This window comes from Parahaliea mediterranea (assembly GCF_003402235.1).
GTDB classification, from domain to species: domain Bacteria; phylum Pseudomonadota; class Gammaproteobacteria; order Pseudomonadales; family Halieaceae; genus Parahaliea; species Parahaliea mediterranea.
In genome coordinates, this window is record NZ_QEWO01000002.1 from 851,349 (window position 1) to 870,543 (window position 19,195).

Annotated in this window: 18 protein-coding genes; 8 read left to right on the forward strand and 10 right to left on the reverse strand. The window is 60.6% G+C overall.

Features of this window, described 5'->3' with window-relative positions; all coding sequences use genetic code 11:
• The 8 genes from paaB to paaY form a co-directional block, all read right to left on the reverse strand.
• Nucleotides 1–285, reverse strand: coding sequence for a 1,2-phenylacetyl-CoA epoxidase subunit PaaB (gene paaB, locus DDZ17_RS09255; RefSeq protein ID WP_116366050.1), 285 nt, complete (start codon nucleotides 283–285; stop codon nucleotides 1–3).
• Between the two features lie 9 nt (nucleotides 286–294).
• Complete coding sequence (gene paaA, locus DDZ17_RS09260) at nucleotides 295–1,257, reverse strand: 1,2-phenylacetyl-CoA epoxidase subunit PaaA (RefSeq protein ID WP_116366052.1); 963 nt, start codon at nucleotides 1,255–1,257, stop codon at nucleotides 295–297.
• Nucleotides 1,258–1,270: 13 nt separating this feature from the next.
• Nucleotides 1,271–2,476: a 3-oxoadipyl-CoA thiolase gene (gene pcaF, locus DDZ17_RS09265; RefSeq protein WP_116366054.1), complete on the reverse strand. Its 1,206-nt coding sequence runs from the start codon at nucleotides 2,474–2,476 to the stop codon at nucleotides 1,271–1,273.
• Entirely contained in the window at nucleotides 2,473–2,922 is a 450-nt protein-coding gene (paaI, locus tag DDZ17_RS09270; RefSeq protein ID WP_116366056.1) for a hydroxyphenylacetyl-CoA thioesterase PaaI, read from the reverse strand. Before paaI ends, pcaF begins: the two co-directional genes overlap by 4 nt.
• Before the next feature lie 2 nt (nucleotides 2,923–2,924).
• Nucleotides 2,925–3,716: a 2-(1,2-epoxy-1,2-dihydrophenyl)acetyl-CoA isomerase PaaG gene (gene paaG / locus DDZ17_RS09275; RefSeq protein WP_116366058.1), complete on the reverse strand. Its 792-nt coding sequence runs from the start codon at nucleotides 3,714–3,716 to the stop codon at nucleotides 2,925–2,927.
• 32 nt (nucleotides 3,717–3,748) lie between these two features.
• Complete coding sequence (gene paaZ, locus DDZ17_RS09280; RefSeq protein ID WP_206613491.1) at nucleotides 3,749–5,785, reverse strand: phenylacetic acid degradation bifunctional protein PaaZ; 2,037 nt, start codon at nucleotides 5,783–5,785, stop codon at nucleotides 3,749–3,751.
• Between the two features lie 56 nt (nucleotides 5,786–5,841).
• Nucleotides 5,842–7,137: a phenylacetate--CoA ligase PaaK gene (gene paaK / locus DDZ17_RS09285; protein ID WP_116366062.1), complete on the reverse strand. Its 1,296-nt coding sequence runs from the start codon at nucleotides 7,135–7,137 to the stop codon at nucleotides 5,842–5,844.
• A gap of 219 nt (nucleotides 7,138–7,356) precedes the next feature.
• Entirely contained in the window at nucleotides 7,357–7,956 is a 600-nt protein-coding gene (gene paaY / locus DDZ17_RS09290; RefSeq protein ID WP_116366064.1) for a phenylacetic acid degradation protein PaaY, read from the reverse strand.
• A 144-nt stretch (nucleotides 7,957–8,100) separates the two neighbouring features.
• On the opposite strand from paaY, the gene paaX reads away from it, so the two are divergent.
• Entirely contained in the window at nucleotides 8,101–9,033 is a 933-nt protein-coding gene (paaX, locus tag DDZ17_RS09295; protein WP_116366066.1) for a phenylacetic acid degradation operon negative regulatory protein PaaX, read from the forward strand.
• A gap of 24 nt (nucleotides 9,034–9,057) precedes the next feature.
• Nucleotides 9,058–10,731, forward strand: a complete 1,674-nt coding sequence (locus DDZ17_RS09300; RefSeq protein ID WP_116366068.1) for a sulfatase-like hydrolase/transferase — start codon at nucleotides 9,058–9,060, stop codon at nucleotides 10,729–10,731.
• Nucleotides 10,732–10,770: 39 nt separating this feature from the next.
• Here the strand turns inward: DDZ17_RS09300 and DDZ17_RS09305 are convergent, their stop codons facing one another.
• Both DDZ17_RS09305 and DDZ17_RS09310 read right to left on the reverse strand, forming a co-directional pair.
• A complete protein-coding gene (locus DDZ17_RS09305) occupies nucleotides 10,771–12,228 on the reverse strand; it encodes an NADH:flavin oxidoreductase (RefSeq protein ID WP_116366070.1) in 1,458 nt (485 codons plus the stop codon).
• Between the two features lie 97 nt (nucleotides 12,229–12,325).
• On the reverse strand, nucleotides 12,326–12,805 hold the full coding sequence (locus DDZ17_RS09310) for a MarR family winged helix-turn-helix transcriptional regulator (protein ID WP_116366072.1): 480 nt from the start codon (nucleotides 12,803–12,805) through the stop codon (nucleotides 12,326–12,328).
• Between the two features lie 126 nt (nucleotides 12,806–12,931).
• Here DDZ17_RS09310 and DDZ17_RS09315 point away from each other — a divergent pair, with 126 nt between their 5' ends.
• The 6 genes from DDZ17_RS09315 (at nucleotide 12,932) to DDZ17_RS09340 (ending at nucleotide 19,176) form a co-directional block, all read left to right on the forward strand.
• On the forward strand, nucleotides 12,932–15,259 hold the full coding sequence (locus tag DDZ17_RS09315) for a bifunctional salicylyl-CoA 5-hydroxylase/oxidoreductase (protein WP_116366074.1): 2,328 nt from the start codon (nucleotides 12,932–12,934) through the stop codon (nucleotides 15,257–15,259).
• Nucleotides 15,256–16,014, forward strand: a complete 759-nt coding sequence (locus DDZ17_RS09320) for an SDR family NAD(P)-dependent oxidoreductase (RefSeq protein ID WP_116366076.1) — start codon at nucleotides 15,256–15,258, stop codon at nucleotides 16,012–16,014. The genes DDZ17_RS09315 and DDZ17_RS09320 overlap by 4 nt, the downstream gene beginning before the upstream one ends.
• Before the next feature lie 82 nt (nucleotides 16,015–16,096).
• The gene (locus DDZ17_RS09325; protein WP_116366077.1) at nucleotides 16,097–16,909 is read left to right on the forward strand and encodes an enoyl-CoA hydratase family protein; all 813 of its coding nucleotides are present in this window, start codon (nucleotides 16,097–16,099) and stop codon (nucleotides 16,907–16,909) included.
• Nucleotides 16,910–16,920: 11 nt separating this feature from the next.
• On the forward strand, nucleotides 16,921–18,105 hold the full coding sequence (locus DDZ17_RS09330; RefSeq protein ID WP_116366079.1) for an acyl-CoA dehydrogenase family protein: 1,185 nt from the start codon (nucleotides 16,921–16,923) through the stop codon (nucleotides 18,103–18,105).
• Between the two features lie 95 nt (nucleotides 18,106–18,200).
• On the forward strand, nucleotides 18,201–18,671 hold the full coding sequence (locus DDZ17_RS09335; RefSeq protein WP_116366081.1) for a MaoC/PaaZ C-terminal domain-containing protein: 471 nt from the start codon (nucleotides 18,201–18,203) through the stop codon (nucleotides 18,669–18,671).
• Nucleotides 18,658–19,176, forward strand: coding sequence for a hotdog family protein (locus DDZ17_RS09340; RefSeq protein ID WP_241505839.1), 519 nt, complete (start codon nucleotides 18,658–18,660; stop codon nucleotides 19,174–19,176). The genes DDZ17_RS09335 and DDZ17_RS09340 overlap by 14 nt, the downstream gene beginning before the upstream one ends.
• The last annotated feature ends 19 nt before the right edge of the window (nucleotides 19,177–19,195 follow it).

Sequence of the window (19,195 nt, forward strand, 5' to 3'; positions counted from 1 at the left end):
TCACATATTGTTGACTTTGTCCGGCAACTGGTAATGCGTTGCATGCCGGTAGGGTTTGTCATCGAGCGGGTCGTAGAAGCTCTCGCAGTCGCTCTCCTGGGAGGCGTGAATGTCAGACGAATTCACTATCCAGATGCTGACCCCCTCACTGCGCCGGGTGTAGAGATCGCGGGCGTATTCCATGGCCTGCTCGGCATCTTCGGCATGCAGGCTGCCCACGTGTTTGTGATCCAGCCCACGACGCGACCGGATAAACACTTCGTACAATTTCATATGATGTGACATGTCTACTTCCTAGGCTGCGCGATTGGCACGCTGTTGTTTTTTGGCTTCGTGGGCGGCAATCGCATCACGCACCCAGGCGCCCTCCTCGTGGGCGCTGATGTGATGCTCCAGTCGCTGACGATTACAGGGGCCGCTGCCGTTGATCACCCGGTTAAACTCCTTCCAGTCGATCTCACCGAAGTCGTAATGCCCACGTTCTTCATTCCACTTGAGGTCGGGGTCAGGCAGGCTGATGCCGATCACTTCGGCCTGTTCCACGGTCTGGTCAACAAATTTCTGCCGCAGTTCGTCGTTGCTCTGCCGCTTGATCTTCCAGGTCATGGACTGGGCGGAGTGGGCGGACTCGGCGTCGTGGGGGCCGAACATCATCAGCGACGGCCACCAGAAGCGATTCACGGCATCCTGTGCCATCTCGCGCTGTGCGGCGCTGCCCTGCATGAGGGTCATCATGATGTGGTAGCCCTGGCGTTGGTGAAAACTCTCCTCCTTGCAGATACGCACCATACCGCGGGCGTAGGGGCCGTAGGAGGTGCGCTGCAGTGACACCTGGTTCACGATGGCCGCGCCATCCACCAGCCAGCCGATCGCGCCAATATCGGCCCAGGTCAGCGAAGGGTAATTGAAAATGGAGGCGTACTTGGCGGCACCGGAATGCAGGGCCTGAATCAACTCTTCCCTGCTGATACCGAGGGTTTCGGCCGCACTGTAGAGATACAGTCCATGGCCACACTCATCCTGCACTTTGGCCAGCAATACGGCCTTGCGGTGCAGCGTTGGCGCGCGGGTGATCCAGTTGCCCTCGGGCTGCATGCCAATCACTTCAGAGTGAGCATGCTGGGAAATCTGCCGAATCAGGTTCTGGCGGTACTTCTGTGGCATCCAGTCCCGGGGTTCGATCTTTTCCTCGGCGTCAATTCTCGCCTGAAAATCCGCATTCAATTGTGCTTCCGTCTGCAAGCTGTCGTTGGTCATAACCTCTCTCCTGTCAGACACGTTCAATGATCATTGCGATGCCCTGCCCCACACCGATACACATCGTGCACAAGGCATAGCGGGCGCCGCTGCGGTGCAGTTCGTACATGGCGGTGGTCACCAGTCGCGCACCGCTCATGCCCAGCGGGTGCCCCAGTGCAATGGCCCCGCCATTGGGATTGACGTGACCGGCATCGTCCGGCAAACCGAGCTCACGGGTGACCGCCAGGCCCTGGGCGGCAAACGCCTCGTTCAGCTCGATGATATCCATGTCGCCGAGGGTCAAGCCGGTTTGCTGCAGCACCTTGCGCACCGCCCCGACCGGGCCGTAGCCCATGATGCGTGGCGCCAGGCCACTGGTGGCCATGCCCACCACGCGGGCCCGGGGCGTCAGGCCGTGCTGCTGTGCGGCAGCTTCTGAAGCCAGCAACAGCGCACAGGCGCCATCGTTGACGCCCGAGGCGTTGCCCGCAGTCACCGAGCCGTCCTGCCGAAAGGGGGTACCCAGGCGGCTCAATGCCTCCAGCGTGGTGTCCGCGCGCGGATGTTCATCGGCATCGACCACTACAGGATCGCCCTTGCGCTGGGGGATGGAGACCGCGGTGATTTCCTCCGCCAACCGCCCCGCCTCGATCGCCGCAGCAGCGCGCTGCTGGCTGCGCAGGGCAAAGGCATCCTGGGCCTCGCGCTCAATGCCGAACTCGGCGGCCACGTTCTCAGCCGTTTCGGGCATCGAGTCAATGCCATACTGCGCCTTGAGCAGTTTGTTGACGAAACGCCAGCCGATGGTCGTATCGTAAATCTGGGCATCGCGGCTGAAGGCGGTCGACGCCTTGGGCATGACGAAGGGCGCCCGCGACATCGACTCGACACCACCGGCCAGGGCCAGCTGCACCTCGCCGGCGCGGATCGCACGCGCCGCCGTGCCCACCGCGTCCATGCCGGAACCGCACAGGCGGTTGACGGTAACCCCGGGCACATCGACGGGCAGGCCCGCCAGCAGGGATGACATCCGCGCGACGTTGCGGTTGTCCTCCCCGGCCTGATTGGCACAGCCGTACCAGACGTCATCGACCCGGGACCAGTCCACACTGCCATTGCGGGCCATCAGGGCGGCCAGTGGCACCGCGCCGAGGTCGTCGGCGCGCACCGCCGACAGCGCGCCACCGTAGCGCCCGATGGGCGTGCGGATGGCATCACAAATAAAAGCGTCATTCATTTCAGGGAATCTCCATTCTCGGGGTCGACCAGATTGCCACCGATACGGTGGGCATTGCCACGGAAGACCGCCAGCGTCTTGCCATCCTGGTTGCGAACCTCGACGTCATACAGCCCGGTGCGGTGCCCCTGGTGAACCTGTTTGGCCACAGCCGTCAGTGTGTCGCCCAGTTTGCCTGGCGCCAGAAATTCGATCCGTGCGCCCGAGGCCACCGTGCTGTGGTTCTCGCTGTTGCAGGCGAAGGCGAACGCACTGTCGGCGAGCGTAAACAGAAAGCCACCGTGGCAGAGCTGGTGGCCGTTCAGCATGTCCTCCCTGACCGTCATAGACAGTTCGGCCCGCCCCGGGGACACCGCGTCGATGCGCATGCCCACGGCCTGGGAAGCCCGGTCGCCCGACCACATCGCACCGGCGGCAGCTTCTGCCAGTTGTTGCGGTGCCAGCATGGCTATTCTCCCCGGTACACCGGCTGGCGCTTGTCCAGAAAGGCTTTGACCCCCTCCTGATAATCGTGCGTCTTGCCGGCGGCGCGCATCAGCTCCTTTTCCAGCTCAAGCTGCTGGTCCAGGGAGTTGGTGGCAGATGCTGCCAGGGCCTGCTTGGAATAGGCGAACCCTCGGGTCGGCTGGGTAGCCAGCTGGCGGGCGAGGCCGAGTGCGGTCTCCATCAGTTCGGCGTCATCGACAACCTGCCAGATCATGCCCCAGCGCTCGGCCTGCTCGGCGGAGACTTTGGGGCCCAGCATGGCCAGGCCCCGGGCCCGCGCCATGCCAACCAGGCGCGGCAGAATCCAGGTGCCGCCAGAATCCGGGATCAGGCCGAGTTTGCAGAACGATTCGATAAAACTTGCCGAGCGGGCGGCAATCACAATGTCGCAGGCCAGCGCAATATTGGCCCCGGCGCCAGCGGCGACACCGTTGACGGCACAGATCACCGGCTTTTCCATCCCCGTTAACAGGCGAATCAACGGGTTGTAGTTTTTCTCCACCGAATCGCCGAGATCAGGCATCGCCTCACCGGGCGCCACGGCGCGATCATTCAGATCCTGCCCAGCGCAAAAACCACGGCCGTTTCCGGTGAGTAAGACCGCACGCACCTGCTTATCTTCTGCGGCGATGGTAAGGGCGCTGCGCACTTCCTGGTGCATCTCGGTGGTAAAACTGTTCAGCGCATCCGGACGGTTCAGGGTTAGGGTTGCTACGCCCGCATCAATGCTGAATGCTATGTTGCTATAGGACATATTCAGTTCCTTATCACTGGTTGCACAGGACGTCAGTCTTCCCGACGCTCCACCAGCGTCATGATGTCGTAGACGGCAACCAGCTGTTCTTCCTGGTTGGTGACTTCAATGGCCCATACCACGACGCCATTGGGTTTCTCGTCGCCGCGCTTGGCCTTCTTGATCTTGTTCTTTACCGTGAGCTTGACGCGAATCGTATCCCCCGGCGCCACCGGCTCCACGAACCGCAGGTTCTCCAGACCATAGTTGGCAATTACCGGGCCCGGTGACGGCTCCACAAACATGCCGGCTGCGGCCGATATCACGAAGTAGCCATGAGCTACGCGCTTGCCAAAGAAGGAGTCGCGGGCGGCAATTTCGTCGAAATGCGCGTAGAAGTGATCGCCACTAATACAGCCGAAATTGACGATGTCCGCCTCGGTCACGGTACGCCGGTGAGTGACCAGCGTTTCGCCCACCTGCAGATCCTCGAAATACTTCTTGAACGGGTGTACCGCGTCGCTATAGACCCGCGCGCCGGGGTGGTACTCGGAGGTAATAGCCATCAGCGTTGACGGCGAGCCCTGCACAGCAGTGCGCTGCATATAGTGCTTGACGGCGCGCAGGCCGCCCAGCTCTTCGCCGCCCCCTGCGCGCCCGGGGCCACCGTGCACCAGCGGCGCCAGGGGGGAGCCGTGGCCGGTCGACTCGCCGGCACAATCGCGATTCAGCACCAGCATGCGGCCGTGCCAGGGGGCAGTGGCAAGGATGACCTCACGCGCCTCGCGATCATCATGGGTAAACAGGGATCCCACCAGACTGCCTTTGCCAAGACGGGCAATTGCCACTGCGTCGGCAAGACTGTCGTAAGGCATGACCGTGCTCACAGGGCCAAAGGCTTCTACTTCGTGAACAAGGTGCTTTTGCAAAGGCGCATCGCAGTACAGCAGCGTCGGCGGGTAGAAAGCGCCGCCGCTGTTGTCGGTGCCGGTAAGCGGCAGGTTGTCATCACGGTGAATCAGCTCGCACTCCTGCAAGAGCCGCTCCACTTTCGCCCGAACATCCTCCGCCTGGTCACGACCGACCAGCGACCCCATGCGAACGCCTTCGGCATCGGGGTGCCCTACAACCAACTTGCCAATCCGCGCCTTCAGCGCCTCCGTAACGGCCGGCACCTGCGCACGAGGCACAATAACGCGGCGGATGGCGGTGCACTTCTGCCCCGCTTTCACCGACATTTCGCGCACCACTTCCTTGATAAAAAGATCAAACTCCGGGTCATCTGCCTGTACAGACTCACCAAGAATCGCGCAATTGAGCGAATCGGCCTCCATCGTAAACGGGATCGATTTGGCAACAATATTCGGGTGTGCGCGCAGCTTTTGCCCGGTGCTGGCCGAGCCGGTAAAGGTCACCACATCCTGCTCGTCCAGTTGATCAAGAAGGTCACCGGCAGAGCCACAGATAAGCTGTATCGCACCCTCGGGGAAGAAGCCGCCGTCAATGATCTCCCGAACAACGGCCTGAGTGAGGAAGGCACCCGGCGTAGCCGGCTTAACGATCACCGGCATGCCCGCCGCAAGACTGGGCGCAATTTTCTCCAGCATGCCCCAGCAGGGAAAATTGAAAGCGTTGATGTGGACCGAAACCCCCGCCTTGGGTGTCAGGATATGCCGCCCAATAAAGCTGCCCTGTTTGGACAGGCGCTCAACATCACCTTCCACCATAACAACGTCATTCGGCATTTCCCGCGTCACCAGGCTTGCATAGGTGAATACCGTGCCTATTCCACCCTCAATGTCGACCCAGCCATCGGCACGGGTTGCCCCGGTTTTCGAAGACAGGGCATAGAAAGCTTCTTTCTTGGCCATCAAATGCTTGGCCATGGCCTTCAGGGCCGCTGCGCGGTCGTGAAAAGTCATTGCACGCAATGCCGGGCCGCCCACTTCACGGCCATGACGCACCGCAGCGCCAAAATCTATGCCGTCACTGGACACCTGGCACACCCGCTCGCCGCCCACGGCATCGCGCACGGTAACGCCCTCGCCTTTTCCTGCTTGCCATTGCCCGGCTACGTAGCTCTCTAGCATGATCTGGTTACTCCTGTTTCTGTGCGAATACTGGTTGGCGGTTGTTTCTGTGGATATCAGCGCTTGTCGACCACGCGCTTTGCCTTGCCCTCGGAGCGCGGAATGGCGCCAGGCTCGTGTGCTGTCACCACAGCGGATACACCAATCATTGACTTCACCCGGTGCTGCAGGGTCTTCTGTGACGCCTGCATGGCTTCCGGTGAGCTGGGGGCGGCCATTTCCACATGGACGGCGAGCGCGTCCAGGTGTCCCTGCTTGCTGACTTCAAGGTAGTAGTGAGGCGCCAGTCCCTCTACCGCCAGCACTTGTTCTTCAATCTGTGACGGAAAGACGTTGACGCCGCGAATGATCAGCATGTCATCGGAACGCCCGGTGATCTTGGCCATCCGGCGCATGGTGCGACTTGTGCCCGGCAACAGGCGCGTGAGATCGCGCGTGCGGTAGCGAATCACCGGCATGGCCCGCTTGGTTAGGCTGGTGAAGACCAACTCCCCTTCCTCGCCGTCGGGCAGCACCTCGCCGGTCTCGGGATCGATGATCTCCGGGTAGAAGTGATCTTCCCAGATGGTCGGGCCGTCCTTGCTTTCAATACATTCCTGCGCCACACCCGGGCCCATGACCTCGGACAGGCCATAGATATCGATGGCATCGATACCCAGGCGCTGTTCCACTTCCCGGCGCATGGCATCGGTCCAGGGCTCGGCGCCAAAAATGCCGGCGCGCAGTGCCAGAGTTGATGCATCCACACCCTGGCGCTCCATTTCATCGGCCAGGTTCATCATATAGGACGGCGTGACCATGATGATGTCCGGGTCAAAATCGCGAATCAGCTGCACCTGCTTCTCGGTTTGACCGCCAGACATGGGAACAACGGTGCACCCCAATCGCTCGGCACCATAGTGCGCCCCAAGCCCACCAGTGAACAGACCGTAACCGTAAGCAACATGCACCATATCGCCAGCGCGGCCGCCCGCGGCGCGAATGGAACGCGCCACCACGTCGGCCCAGACATCAATGTCTTCTTTGGTATAGCCCACCACGGTTGGCTTGCCGGTGGTTCCACTTGACGCGTGGATGCGAACCACGTCTTCACGCGGCACTGCGAACAAACCAAAAGGATAGTTGTCGCGCAGGTCCTGCTTGGTGGTGAACGGGAAGCGTGACAGATCCTCGAGACTGCCAAGGTCATCGGGCGTGACACCGTGGGCATCAAATCGGGCGCGATACACCGGTGAATTGGCGTAGACATGTCGCAACGTGCTGCGCAGGCGCTCAAGCTGCAATGCGCGCAGCTCATCGATACTGGCTCGCTCAATCGCATGCAATGGTTCGGTACAGGGTGCTGAGCGCATTGAAAAACTCCGGCTTTCTCGATTATGTGAATTATAGGTGGCAAGAATATAATACCCTTTTTATTTATTTTCCAATTTTTTTGTATCATATTTGACCTGGCGTTATCGCCAGCGCAGAAACACACAGGCAGCAGTGCCCGTGGCGCCAACCGCACCGTGCGATGAAAAAGTCAGGGGAGGATACGGGGCGCAGGGCGGGTGGCTGCAGCCCCGGGAGGATTACTTGCGGCTTTGGTACAGCGGCTGCACATCACTGACCTTGATGCGGGCGCGCCCCTCTTCCACCTCAGACAGGGGTTGGGTGGGTGTAAGCGTGGCCATACTGCGGCGGGCCAGCGCCTGGTACTCGGCCGTACCGCGGGACTTCCAGGCCAACTCGTCATCACTGACCTGGCGCAGCAGCTTTGCCGGACTACCGACCAGCATTGAGCGCTCTGCGCACTCGAACCGGGCCTTAACAAAGGCGCAGGCAGCAACTATCGATTCGGCGCCTATCACAGCGCCATCCATGACCACAGCATTCATGCCGACCAGGCTGTTGCGACCGATACGGCAGCCGTGCAGCACCGCGCCATGACCAATGTGGCCGTTCTCTTCCACCACGGTATCAGTGCCGGGAAATCCGTGCATGACACAGGTATCTTGCAGGTTGGCGCCGCCCTCAAGGATGAGACGGCCAAAATCCCCACGCATTACCGCATGCGGCCCAACGTAACAGCCTGGCCCGACAATGGCGTCGCCAATCAGGACTGCCGTCTCATGGACATAGGCTGTGGGATCAACAACAGGGGTAATTCCGTCGATACGGTAAACTGGCATGGCGCACCTCTTCTGAACAGGATTGATCCTGAGTATAGTAGTCGCAATTTTATGACACAATTTTCTTATTACTTTTCGATATTTAGTAGTGTATATATGAATCAACCCGGCCTCGGACATGCCGCACAGGCGATCATCTAGCTCATGTCATCACCCAGAGTCATTTCTGATTTACTAAATGCCTTTCGTGAGCGCCGGCCTATCCGCGGCCGTTCATTGATCATCACCCTCTTCGGCGACGCAATTTCACAACACGGCGGCTCGGTATGGCTGGGCAGTCTCATTGATTCCCTGGCCCCCTTCGGGCTCAGTGAGCGCCTGGTTCGCACATCGTCGTATCGCCTGCTGCAGGAGAACTGGCTCACATCCCGCCAGGTCGGCCGCCGCAGTTACTACAGCCTGTCGGAAACCGGACTGCGCCAGTACCAGCGTGCCGCACGCCGCATCTACGCTGCGTCACGCCCGCGCTGGGACGGCCAGTGGATTCTGGTCCTGCCTTCGTTCCTGGTCGATGAGGAGCGCGAAGCCCTGCGTCGGCAATTGCGCTGGGAGGGTTACGCGGCCCTGTCTACCGGGGTGCTGGGCCACCCAGGTGGCCAGCGTCACGCCCTTGACGAAACCCTGCAGGAACTCGGTGTCGCCGACAAAGTGGTCGTCATGAACGCCCATACCGAGGACGCCGCCTCACAGTCGGCTCTGCGTGAACTAGCGAAGGATTGCTGGAAAATTGACGGACTGGAAGAGCGCTATCGGAGTTTTCTGGCTACTTTCCGCCCTGTCCTCCAGGCAGTGGAACGAACGAAATCCCTGCCCCCCGAACAGTGCTTCCAGGTCCGCACCCTGGCCATCCATGAATACCGCAGGATTCTCTTGAACGATACAGACCTGCCACAGGAACTGTTGCCCGGGGAGTGGGCCGGCAATGCAGCGCGGAATCTTGTATCCAATCTGTACCGGGCAACTTTTGCGGGTGCAGAAGACTACCTTGAAAGCCATATGGTAACCGCGGAGGGGCCCTTGCCGCCCGTCGACCAGGGCTTTTTCGACCGCTTCGGCGGCCTACAGAAAAAGACATAAGTTCGGCATTGCCGCAGCAACATCATGCCCACGCCCGGCTATGCACATGCCTCGCCGCAACCCAAACAGGGAGAGAAAATGTTACAGAATCGACTGAATATATACGGGCTGATTCGGTGGAACTGGCAGCCGCTTGGACACCTCGCCTTGTTCGCCACTGCACTGCTTCCCGCACTGGCTTCCGCGGCACCGGTAACCAGGCCCAACATTCTCTACATCATCAGCGACAACCAACCATCGGCTCTGCTGGGCGCCTACGGCAATCCCGATGTTAAAACCCCGAACCTGGACACACTCGCCGCCCAGGGCATGCGTTTTGACGGCCTGTTCGCCGTCAACGGCATGTGCTCCCCCACCCGCGCCACCATCATGACAGGCCTTATGCCCTCCCAGCATGGCGTGCACAACTGGCTGGAAGATCACCAGATGGACAACTGGCCGGCTGACTGGAACGCCATCAACGAGTTTCGTACCCTGCCGCGCACTTTGCGCGACGCCGGGTACCAGACGGGCCTGATCGGGAAGTGGCACCTCGGCCAGCCCCGGCAGCGGCCATCGGGCATAGACCACTGGGTCACCTTCTCGGTGGGCCACACAGTGGACTTCTGGGACAACAAGGTAATCGACAACGGCAGGGAGTACGCCGTTCAAGGGCAGCACATCGTGGATTTTTTCACCGACAAAGCCGTGGATTATCTGGACAAAGTAGACGGTGAAGAGCCGTTCTTCCTGATGGTGACCTACGATGGCCCCTACTTAAACCCGCCGACCAACATGGGGCCTGCCCGCAACCGTTTCTATGAACAGTACCGCGACCAGCCCCTGGCCTCCTTTCCCGTCGAAAGAATCAACGAGGAGATACTCAAACAGATCTCGGGCCCTGACCCAGGCAGTGACTACCACACCGCAGAGGAGGTTAAAAACCACTTCCAGTACAACTACGTGCGGATGAATGCCGACCCGGCCACACGCGCCAACATCGCTTCCCAGAACACTCTGGTGGATGATGGTGTCGGCCGCCTACTGGACGCCCTGGATCGCAACCACCTCGACGAAAACACCATCGTCATATACACCACTGACCAGGGAAACTTTTACGGCCAACACGGCTTCTGGGGACACGCAATGACCCCTTTTCCTGCGCGTCCCTACGATGTCGTCATGAATATTCCTCTCATCATCCGCCATCCAGACAAGATTCCTGCTGGGTCGGAGAACCGGGACTTGATCGGCCAGTATGACCTTGCACCAACAATCATCGAACTGGCTGGCATCAACAATATCAATCTGGAAAACAGCCCCGGGAAGAGTTTCGCGGAACTGACACGCAAGGCATCCAGCAAAGCCCCGTGGAGAGACGCGATATTTTTTGAACAGGAAGAAACCCGTGCCATCCGGACCCGGGATTACGCCTACTGGAAACGCCTCGACGGCACCGGCCATCACTCTCTATTCGATCTTAAGAAAGATCCCGAACAATTGAACGATGTCTTCGGCGACCCTGAGTACGAGAAGATCTCGCAGCAACTCGATCACCAACTGGACGCTTTCTTCAGGCAGTACAGCACCGCCGAATACGACCTGTGGAAAGGTGGAACAGTCAAGGGTTCCGTACCACGCCCGTGGGTCTATCGCGAACTCTATGGCGATGACTGGCGACCGACTACCGAGGCCAAGCCCGCGTTCTACAAGCAATAGTCGGAGTCGTCCGGATACGCCGGAGCTGGTAATCCAGGCCTATTCCTGCCCGGTCCACTGCGGCGCAATTAGCCGGCGCTTTCCATCAGCGGTAAGCGCCACCCCCGGTTCGTCCAGTGCTTCCCGGTCCCACAACTCGCAGGTAACCTGCTTGTGCTTCTGGTCGAGCCCTTCGCAGTAGTTGCTGTACCGGCACACCGTCACCGCGGGACCGTAACCCGTGCGAACTTTCTCAAACCAGTCGGGGTCTGCAAGCGCCTGTCGCGCAAAGCCAATGATGTCGGCCTGGTCAGATACGAGAATGTCCTCTGCAGCGGAAAAGCCGTAAATTCCCCCTGCCACGACGACCGGCACCGGCAATTGATGCGCCCTGAGGGTTTCACGAATACGGGCAACGGGCGCTATGTTGCGGCCGAAGGGCCCCTGCTGATCAGAAATATAACCTGGCATGCACTCGTAGCCGCTTTGCCCGGTATAGGGATAGGCAGCCCACCCCACCTTGGGCTGCTTGGCGTCATCGAACTTGCCACCGCGGGATAGCGACAGGAAGTCCATGCCGGCCTCTGCGAAGCAGCGGGCAAAATAGCAGGCGTCAGCCAGCCGATTGCCACCGTCAATAATTTCGTCACTCAGAAAACGACAGCCCACGGCAAAGCCCTCGCCCGTGGCTGCGCGCACTGCGTGATACACCTCCAGCGGCAACCTGACACGATTCTCCGGTGCCCCCCCATAGCCGTCATCCCGTGTGTTTGTGGCCGAGAGGAATGACGCCATGGTGTAGGCGTGAGCATAGTGCAGTTCGACGCCGTCAAACCCGGCTTGTTCGGCCCGCCGGGCCGCATTGGCGAATAGCTCGGGCAGGGTTTGGGGCAATTGTGCAATACCCTTGATGTGGGTATCGGTTACTCGCTCACGATAGCCCATTTGCATGTCTTCCCACTCTTTTGGAGTGAGGGTTGCTTCCAGAGCCTCGGGTTCCAGTGCCAGCAAGGCTTCGCGGACCGCCTCTTCGCTGGCCCCGGGCATATCCAGCGCTTGCCGGTGGTGATCACCGACCGGTAAAAAACGGCGCAGGAACTTCTCCGGGTCCGGACGGCGCCGAATGGGCAGAAAATCGATTATCTGGATGAGCAGGCGGGTCTGGCCGTCACTGGCTTCGCGGACCACATCCACCAGCTTTTTCAGCCCGGGAATATAGCGATCACTGCCAATGCGCAGCAGCGGGCCGCTGGGAATATCGCGAATACCGGTGGCTTCCACCACAATCGCGCCGGGCTTGCCCCGGGCAAAGCGCTCGTACCATTGCAGTACATCGGCCGTCACCTCCCCCTCTTCATTGGAGCGCCAGGGCACCATGGCGGGCACCCATGTGCGCTGCGTCAGCACGAGCGGGCCCACCTGCACGGGGGAAAACAGGCGACTGGCGGCCGCCTCAGTGGCACTGGGCCAGTCATCCTCAACAGCGGTGTACTTGATGCGTTCGGGCGGCTTCCACATGGTGTGCTCCAGCGCGGGTCAGGGCACAACATTTTAAACTTAAAATATTTTGCCCTGCAAGGGCTGGCGCCAGGGGAGCCCCACCGCTCCGGTAGCGCTACAGGCCTTCCTTGACGCGGCTGAGCAAGCCCATCAATTGATCGACTTCTTTCGCTTTCAAATGCCCCAGCATGCCAATCACCCACTGCTCGTGCTGGTCTGCCATCTCAGAGAACGCCCTGGCACCCTTGGCGGTGAGACGCACCACCACGGTACGCCGGTTACCTGGCAGCGGGCTGCGCGACACCAGTCCCTCGTTCACCAGTTGAGTGGCGATACCTGACACGTTACCGCCAGACACCATCATGCGCCGGGACAACTCCCCCATGGTAAGGCCATCAGGAGCCCTTTCGAGTTGCGCCATGAAGTCAAAGCGCGGCAAGGTGGTATCAAAGGTTTCACGTAGCGCTGTTCGAAGCCGCGACTCTATCAGGCTGGAGCAGGTAAGCAGGCGCAGCCAGAGCTTGATCGAATGGTGGTCATCCTCATGCAAGCGCGTTTCGTGGTCGAGACTGGAAAGGGGCTGGGTATCTGTCATGGTCTGATATTTAATATTTTAAACATAAAATGTTTGCGCTATACTCGTGCCAAGTTTTAAGCTTAAACTAATACTGGCACTCTGGCGACCGCTCGCGGCGCATCTGCAAATTACAGAGGATTACCCATGAAAATCGTGTGTCTTGGCGGCGGCCCTTCCGGACTTTACCTGGCCATTTCCATGAAGCTGCGCGACCCGTCGCATGATATCACCGTGTACGAGCGCAACCGCCCTGATGACACCTTTGGCTGGGGCGTCGTGTTTTCGGACCAGACGGTGGAAAACCTAATGGCCAACGACCCGATCAGCGGCCAGCAGATTGCCGACGAGTTCATCCACTGGGACATGATCGACTGCTTTTTCAAAGGCGGCCTGGAACGCTCCGATGGCCACGGTTTCATTGGGCTTGGCCGCAAACGCATGCTGCAGATTCTACACCAGCGTTGCCGTGACTTGGGCGTAGTACTGGAGTTTGAGAACGAATTCTCACCCGACGATATTGATACCCGCTTCGCCGACGCCGATGTCGTGGTTGCCGCGGATGGCATTAATTCCCGCATCCGCAACGCCGATCTTGAAACCTTCGATTGCAGTGTCGACGTACGGCCCAACAAGTTCGTATGGCTGGGCACCAAGCAGACCTTTCGCGATGCCTTCACCTTTATCTTCGAGGAGACCGAGCACGGCTGGATCTGGGCCCACGCCTACCAGTTTGACGAAGACACCTCCACTTTTATCGTCGAGTGCAATCCCGACGTCTACGACGCCATCGGCTTCGAGCATATGAGCCATGCCGAAAGCGCCGAGACCTGCCGCAAGATCTTTGAGAAGTACCTTGGCGGGCACGAACTGCTGACCAACTCGGCCCACATCCGTGGCTCCGCCTGGATCAACTTCCCCCATGTGCTGTGCCGCAACTGGGTGAAGAACGAGCGGGTCGTGCTGATTGGCGACGCCGCCCATACCGCGCACTTTTCGATTGGCTCCGGCACCAAACTGGGGCTGGAGGACGCCATCTCCCTGGCGGATCACCTCACGCGCGACAGCAGCATCGGCGAAGCGCTGCACGCCTACCAGGCCGAACGGGAGATCGATGCGCTGCGCCTGCAGAACAGCGCGCGTAACGCCATGATCTGGTTCGAGAACGTACCGCGTTATGCGCGCGCCTTCGACCTCAAGCAGTTCAACTATTCCATGCTCACCCGCAGCCAGCGCGTGAGCCACGAAAACCTGCGATTGCGCGACCAGTCCTGGCTGGAGGGCATGGAGAAGCATCTGGCCAGGCGGGTGCTGGGCGATACCTTCGACAGTGCCGTGCCACCGATGTTTCTGCCCTACAAACTGCGCGACATGGACCTGATCAACCGGGTCGTGGTGTCACCCATGTCCATGTACAGCGCGGTGGATGGCCTGCCCGACGACTGGCACCTGGTGCACTACGGCAGCTTGGCCAAGGGCGGCGCCGGCCTGGTGTATACAGAAATGACCGACGTTTCACCCGAGGGCAGAATCACACCCGGGTGCGCCGGCATCTGGAACGACGAGCAGGAAGCCAGTTGGAAGCGTATCAACGACTTTGTGCACAAGCACTCCAAGGCGAAATTTTGCCTGCAAATTGGCCACGCAGGCGCCAAGGGTGCCACCAAGGAGCCCTGGAAATGGGACCCAAATATTCTCGACGAACCACTTGACGACGCGGACCAGTGGCCATTGGTCTCTGCCTCTGCCCTGCCCTACGACAGCTACAGCCCTGTGCCTGCAGCGCTGACCCGCGACATGATGGATGCCATCACCGCGCAGCATGTCGCCGCCGCCCAACGCGCCGAAAGGGCCGGTTTCGACATGATTGAACTGCACGCCGCCCACGGCTACCTGCTCAGTTCTTTCATCACGCCAGTTATGAACCAGCGTGACGACGAGTACGGCGGCAATCTGGAAAACCGGCTGCGCTACCCGCTGGAAGTGTTCCGCGCCATGCGCGAGGTCTGGCCGGCTGACAAGCCCATGTCCGTGCGGATATCCGCCTGTGACTGGATGGAAGAACAGGGCAACACGGAAGAAGACGCCGTGGCAATTGCCCGGGCCTTCAGCGAGGCCGGTGCCGATATCATCGATGTGTCCAGCGGGCAGGTGTCGCACCAGGCCAAACCGCTGCCCGGGCGCATGTTCCAGACGCCTCTGTCTGACCGCATACGCAACGAGGGCAACATCGCCACTATGGCTGTAGGCAATATCTACGAGGTCGACCACGTCAACAGCATCATCGCAGCCGGCCGCGCCGACCTAGTGTGTCTCGCCCGCCCCCATCTGGCCGACCCAGGCTGGACGCTGCGGGCCGCGGCTGAGATGGGTCACACCGGTGTGGGCGTTTCCGAGCCCCATCAGTACTTCCTTGGCTACCGCCAGCTCCATGTCAATATGGAGCGTGCTCGCGAAATGGCGGCCAGTTCGTGAAACACGCCCTGATCACCGGTGCCGGCAGCGGTATTGGCGCGGCAATAGCCCGCACCCTGTCTGCTGAAGGCTACGCAGTCAGCTTGCTCGGGCGTCGCTCACAGCCCCTGCAGGCCACGCGAGACACACTGACGGCCAACAGCCGCACCTGCATCGTCACCTGCGACGTTACCGATGCCAATAGCGTTGCGCAGGCCTTTAGCGAGGCCAGCCAGGCGCTGGGCCCTGTGGAAGCCCTCATCAATTGCGCGGGAGCTGCACCCACCACACCGTTTCACAAACTGGATGCCGCGGGCTGGCGTCAGGTGATGGCCGTCAACCTGGATGGTGTGTTCAACTGCTGCGCGCAGGTGGTGCCAGGCATGCGTGAACGGGGCAGCGGCCGCATCATCAACATCGCCAGTACGGCATCGCTCAAGGGCTACGCCTATGTCAGCGCCTACTGTGCGGCAAAACACGGGGTGCTTGGGCTCACCCGTGCGCTGGCGCTGGAGCTTGCCGACAAGGGTGTCACCATCAACGCCGTGTGCCCGGGCTATACCGATACCGACATTATCCGCGACGCCGTGGCCAATATTGTCAGCAAGACCGGTCGCAGCGAATCCGAGGCACTGGCCACGTTCACCCGCACCAATCCCCAGGGCCGCCTGATCGAGCCGGAGGAAGTTGCTGACACCGTGAGCTGGCTGTGTTCACCCAAAGCCCGCTCCATCACCGGCCAGGCCATTTCAGTCAGCGGCGGGGAAACCGTTTAAAGTGAAGCGTCAGATGCGCTGCCATTCACGGCTTATCGTGGCCGCTTGACGCGCTTCGTAATTACCAGCACAGGACAATCACATGCACAGTTCACCCATGGCAAACTACCAGGCAACCCACTTCCTGTGGCAGGCCGAGGGCGGCATTGCCACCATCACCCTGAACCGTCCGGAACGCAAAAACCCCCTCACCTTCGAATCCTACGCAGAACTGCGCGACCTGTTTCGCGCGCTGGTGTATGCCGATGACATTCACGCAGTGGTCATCCGCGGTGCTGGTGGCAATTTCTGCTCGGGCGGCGATGTCCATGAAATCATCGGGCCGCTGACCGGCATGGACATGAAGGAACTGCTGGCCTTTACTCGCATGACCGGCGATCTGGTCAAAGCCATGCGCGCCTGTCCGCAACCCGTCATCAGCGCGGTGGAAGGCATCTGCGCTGGCGCCGGCGCCATTATCGCGATGAGCTCCGATCTGCGCTACGCCGCACCGGACGCCAAAGTTGCCTTCCTTTTCAATCGCGTCGGCCTGGCCGGCTGCGATATGGGCGCCTGTACCATCCTGCCGCGCATCATCGGGCAGGGCCGCGCCAGTGAACTGCTGTTCTTCGGCCGCGCCATGCAGGCTGAGGAAGGCGAGCGCTGGGGCTTCTTCAACGGCGTCAGTGACGACCCAGCCACTGCAGCCCAACAAGCCGCCGAGCGGCTGGTCGCCGGCCCCACCTTTGCCAATGGGGTCACCAAGAATCAATTACACCACCAATGGAACATGTCGGTGGACCAGGCCATCGAGGCCGAGGCACAGGCCCAGGCGATCTGCATGCAGGGCAAGGACTTCGAGCGCGCCTACCAGGCCTTTGTCAATAAACAGAAACCGGTATTTCAAGGCGACTAGGAGAGCACGCCATGAGTGACAAAGGCTATCTTGATTGGCCCTTTCTCGACGCGAGTCATCGCGAGTTGGAAGCTGCGGTTGACCGCTGGGCGGCAGAACACCTGCCCTCCCTGACCGTCAACGAACACCACGACCTAGACGGCACCTGCATCCATCTTGTGAAAGCCATGGGTGAAGCCGGCATCACCGGCTATGCCGTGCCAGCCAGTGGTGGCGGCACGCTCGATACACTCAGCGTACGCAGCCTGTGCCTGATCCGGGAAACCCTGGCCCGGCACCACGCCCTGGCGGACTTTGCCTTTGCCATGCAGGGGCTTGGTTCCGGCCCGATTTCCCTGTTTGGCAGCAGCGCCCAGAAAGAGCGCTTCCTGCCCGATATCGCCGCCGGTCGCAAGCTGTCGGCCTTCGCCCTGTCTGAGCCCGATGCCGGATCCGATGTGGCGGCCATGGCCTGCACCGCCACCCGCGATGGCGACGACTACATCCTCAACGGCGAGAAGACCTGGATTTCCAACGGCGGCATCGCGGACTTCTACACCGTGTTCGCTCGCACCGGCGAGGCTCCGGGCGCCAAGGGTATCAGCTGCTTTATCGTCGAAGCCGATGCGCCCGGCTTTGAGATTGCCGAGCGCATCGACCTGGTGGCCCCCCATCCCCTTGCCACCCTGCGCTTCACCGACTGTCGCGTATCAGCCAGCCAGCGCATTGGCGAAGCCGGCCGCGGCTTTGGCATTGCCATGGGCACGCTGGACGTGTTCCGCTCGACGGTTGCTGCCGCGGCCCTGGGCATGGCGCGTCGCGCCCTCGACGAGACCCTGTCACATATCAGCAATCGCAAGGCTTTCGGGGGCACCCTGGCCGACCTGCAACTGGTACAGGGCAAGGTCGGCGAAATGGCACTGGCCATCGACAGCAGTGCCCTGCTGGTATATCGCTCGGCGTGGACACGGGACTGCGTTGCCGACCGGGTAACCCGGGAAGCAGCCATGGCCAAGCTGCACGCCACTGAATCTGCCCAGCAGGTGATCGACGCGGCAGTCCAGCTACACGGTGGACATGGCGTGCGCCGCGGACACATCGTCGAATCGCTGTATCGCGACATTCGCGCCCTGCGTATCTACGAAGGCGCATCCGAAGTGCAGCAGACCATCATTGCCCGTCAGGCAATGGCGGCCTTTACCGGGAACAACGCATAAGGCACAACAACCCGGCATCGCTAGACGCATTACGGCACCTGGTTTAAGGTAGCGGCGCGGGCCAGCCCCGCGCCAACCACTACAGGACAGTCGGCATGAAGCGATTCTGGTGCGACTTGCAGTCCGGTGAGGCGTTTACCACCGGACAGCTGCAGCTGCGGCGCGAGGATATTCTCGCCTTCGCAGCTGAATTCGACCCCCAACCCTACCACCTCGACAGCGAAGCGGCGGACGCCTCCATTTTCGGAGGCCTGTGCGCCAGTGGCTGGCAGGTCACCGCCCTGGTCATGCGCCTGCTCACAGACACCCTGCAGGCAGCAGACATTCCCGTCATGGGCATTGAAGCCGTACCCAACCTGCGCTGGAAGATGCCGGTCATGGTCGATGACACGCTGCACGGCAAGTTCACCGTCACCAGCACCGACGCCGAATCACGCCAACCCGGCTGCGGACGCGCCCGGGTCGACATCCAGGTCAATAATCAGGATCACAAGCCGGTCGTCGAGCTGAGTGCCGTGCTGCTGATCGCACATGCCGAACAGGGGGTGCACCTTGGTACAGCCTGAGCCCTATATCCGCAGCCGCTGGTGGGAAGACATTCCCGTCGGCGAGTTTCACGTTTTCGGTTCGCACACTTTCAGTGAGCTGGAGATCATCGAATTCGGCAAGCGCTTCGCGCCGGCCATTCACCACACCGACCCGGTGCAGGCCCGCGACACTCTCTATCAGGGGCTGGTCGCCTCCGGCTGGCACCTGACAGCCACCTGGATGCGACTGATGGTGGATTACATGGAGCGATTTGCCCAAGGCGTGAGAGACGGACGCCGCAACGGCGCAGGTATGGGTATTGAAGACCTGGAATGGTTCCAGCCGGTTCGACCCGGGCACACCATTACCTTTACCTACGAAATCACCGAAAAACCAGAGCGTCTCATACGCAACCGCTGGGGTGTCATCCGCAGCCGCAACGAAGCGTTCAACCAGTACAATGAAAGAGTTATGCGCTTCAATATCGACATTCTGGCCGAGCGAAATCCAGAGAACTGCCAACCCGATTTGGCCGTGCAATAACTGCCATACAACAGCTAAC

What these genes read in the sequence shown, in the direction of transcription:
- paaB (WP_116366050.1), bottom strand. Translation starts at nt 285, where the DNA reads ATGTCACATCATATGAAATTGTACGAAGTGTTTATCCGGTCGCGTCGT.
- paaA (WP_116366052.1), bottom strand. Translation starts at nt 1,257, where the DNA reads ATGACCAACGACAGCTTGCAGACGGAAGCACAATTGAATGCGGATTTT.
- pcaF (WP_116366054.1), bottom strand. Translation starts at nt 2,476, where the DNA reads ATGAATGACGCTTTTATTTGTGATGCCATCCGCACGCCCATCGGGCGC.
- paaI (WP_116366056.1), bottom strand. Translation starts at nt 2,922, where the DNA reads ATGCTGGCACCGCAACAACTGGCAGAAGCTGCCGCCGGTGCGATGTGG.
- paaG (WP_116366058.1), bottom strand. Translation starts at nt 3,716, where the DNA reads ATGTCCTATAGCAACATAGCATTCAGCATTGATGCGGGCGTAGCAACC.
- paaZ (WP_206613491.1), bottom strand. Translation starts at nt 5,785, where the DNA reads ATGCTAGAGAGCTACGTAGCCGGGCAATGGCAAGCAGGAAAAGGCGAG.
- paaK (WP_116366062.1), bottom strand. Translation starts at nt 7,137, where the DNA reads ATGCGCTCAGCACCCTGTACCGAACCATTGCATGCGATTGAGCGAGCC.
- paaY (WP_116366064.1), bottom strand. Translation starts at nt 7,956, where the DNA reads ATGCCAGTTTACCGTATCGACGGAATTACCCCTGTTGTTGATCCCACA.
- paaX (WP_116366066.1), top strand. Translation starts at nt 8,101, where the DNA reads ATGTCATCACCCAGAGTCATTTCTGATTTACTAAATGCCTTTCGTGAG.
- DDZ17_RS09300 (WP_116366068.1), top strand. Translation starts at nt 9,058, where the DNA reads ATGCCCACGCCCGGCTATGCACATGCCTCGCCGCAACCCAAACAGGGA.
- DDZ17_RS09305 (WP_116366070.1), bottom strand. Translation starts at nt 12,228, where the DNA reads ATGTGGAAGCCGCCCGAACGCATCAAGTACACCGCTGTTGAGGATGAC.
- DDZ17_RS09310 (WP_116366072.1), bottom strand. Translation starts at nt 12,805, where the DNA reads ATGACAGATACCCAGCCCCTTTCCAGTCTCGACCACGAAACGCGCTTG.
- DDZ17_RS09315 (WP_116366074.1), top strand. Translation starts at nt 12,932, where the DNA reads ATGAAAATCGTGTGTCTTGGCGGCGGCCCTTCCGGACTTTACCTGGCC.
- DDZ17_RS09325 (WP_116366077.1), top strand. Translation starts at nt 16,097, where the DNA reads ATGCACAGTTCACCCATGGCAAACTACCAGGCAACCCACTTCCTGTGG.
- DDZ17_RS09330 (WP_116366079.1), top strand. Translation starts at nt 16,921, where the DNA reads ATGAGTGACAAAGGCTATCTTGATTGGCCCTTTCTCGACGCGAGTCAT.
- DDZ17_RS09335 (WP_116366081.1), top strand. Translation starts at nt 18,201, where the DNA reads ATGAAGCGATTCTGGTGCGACTTGCAGTCCGGTGAGGCGTTTACCACC.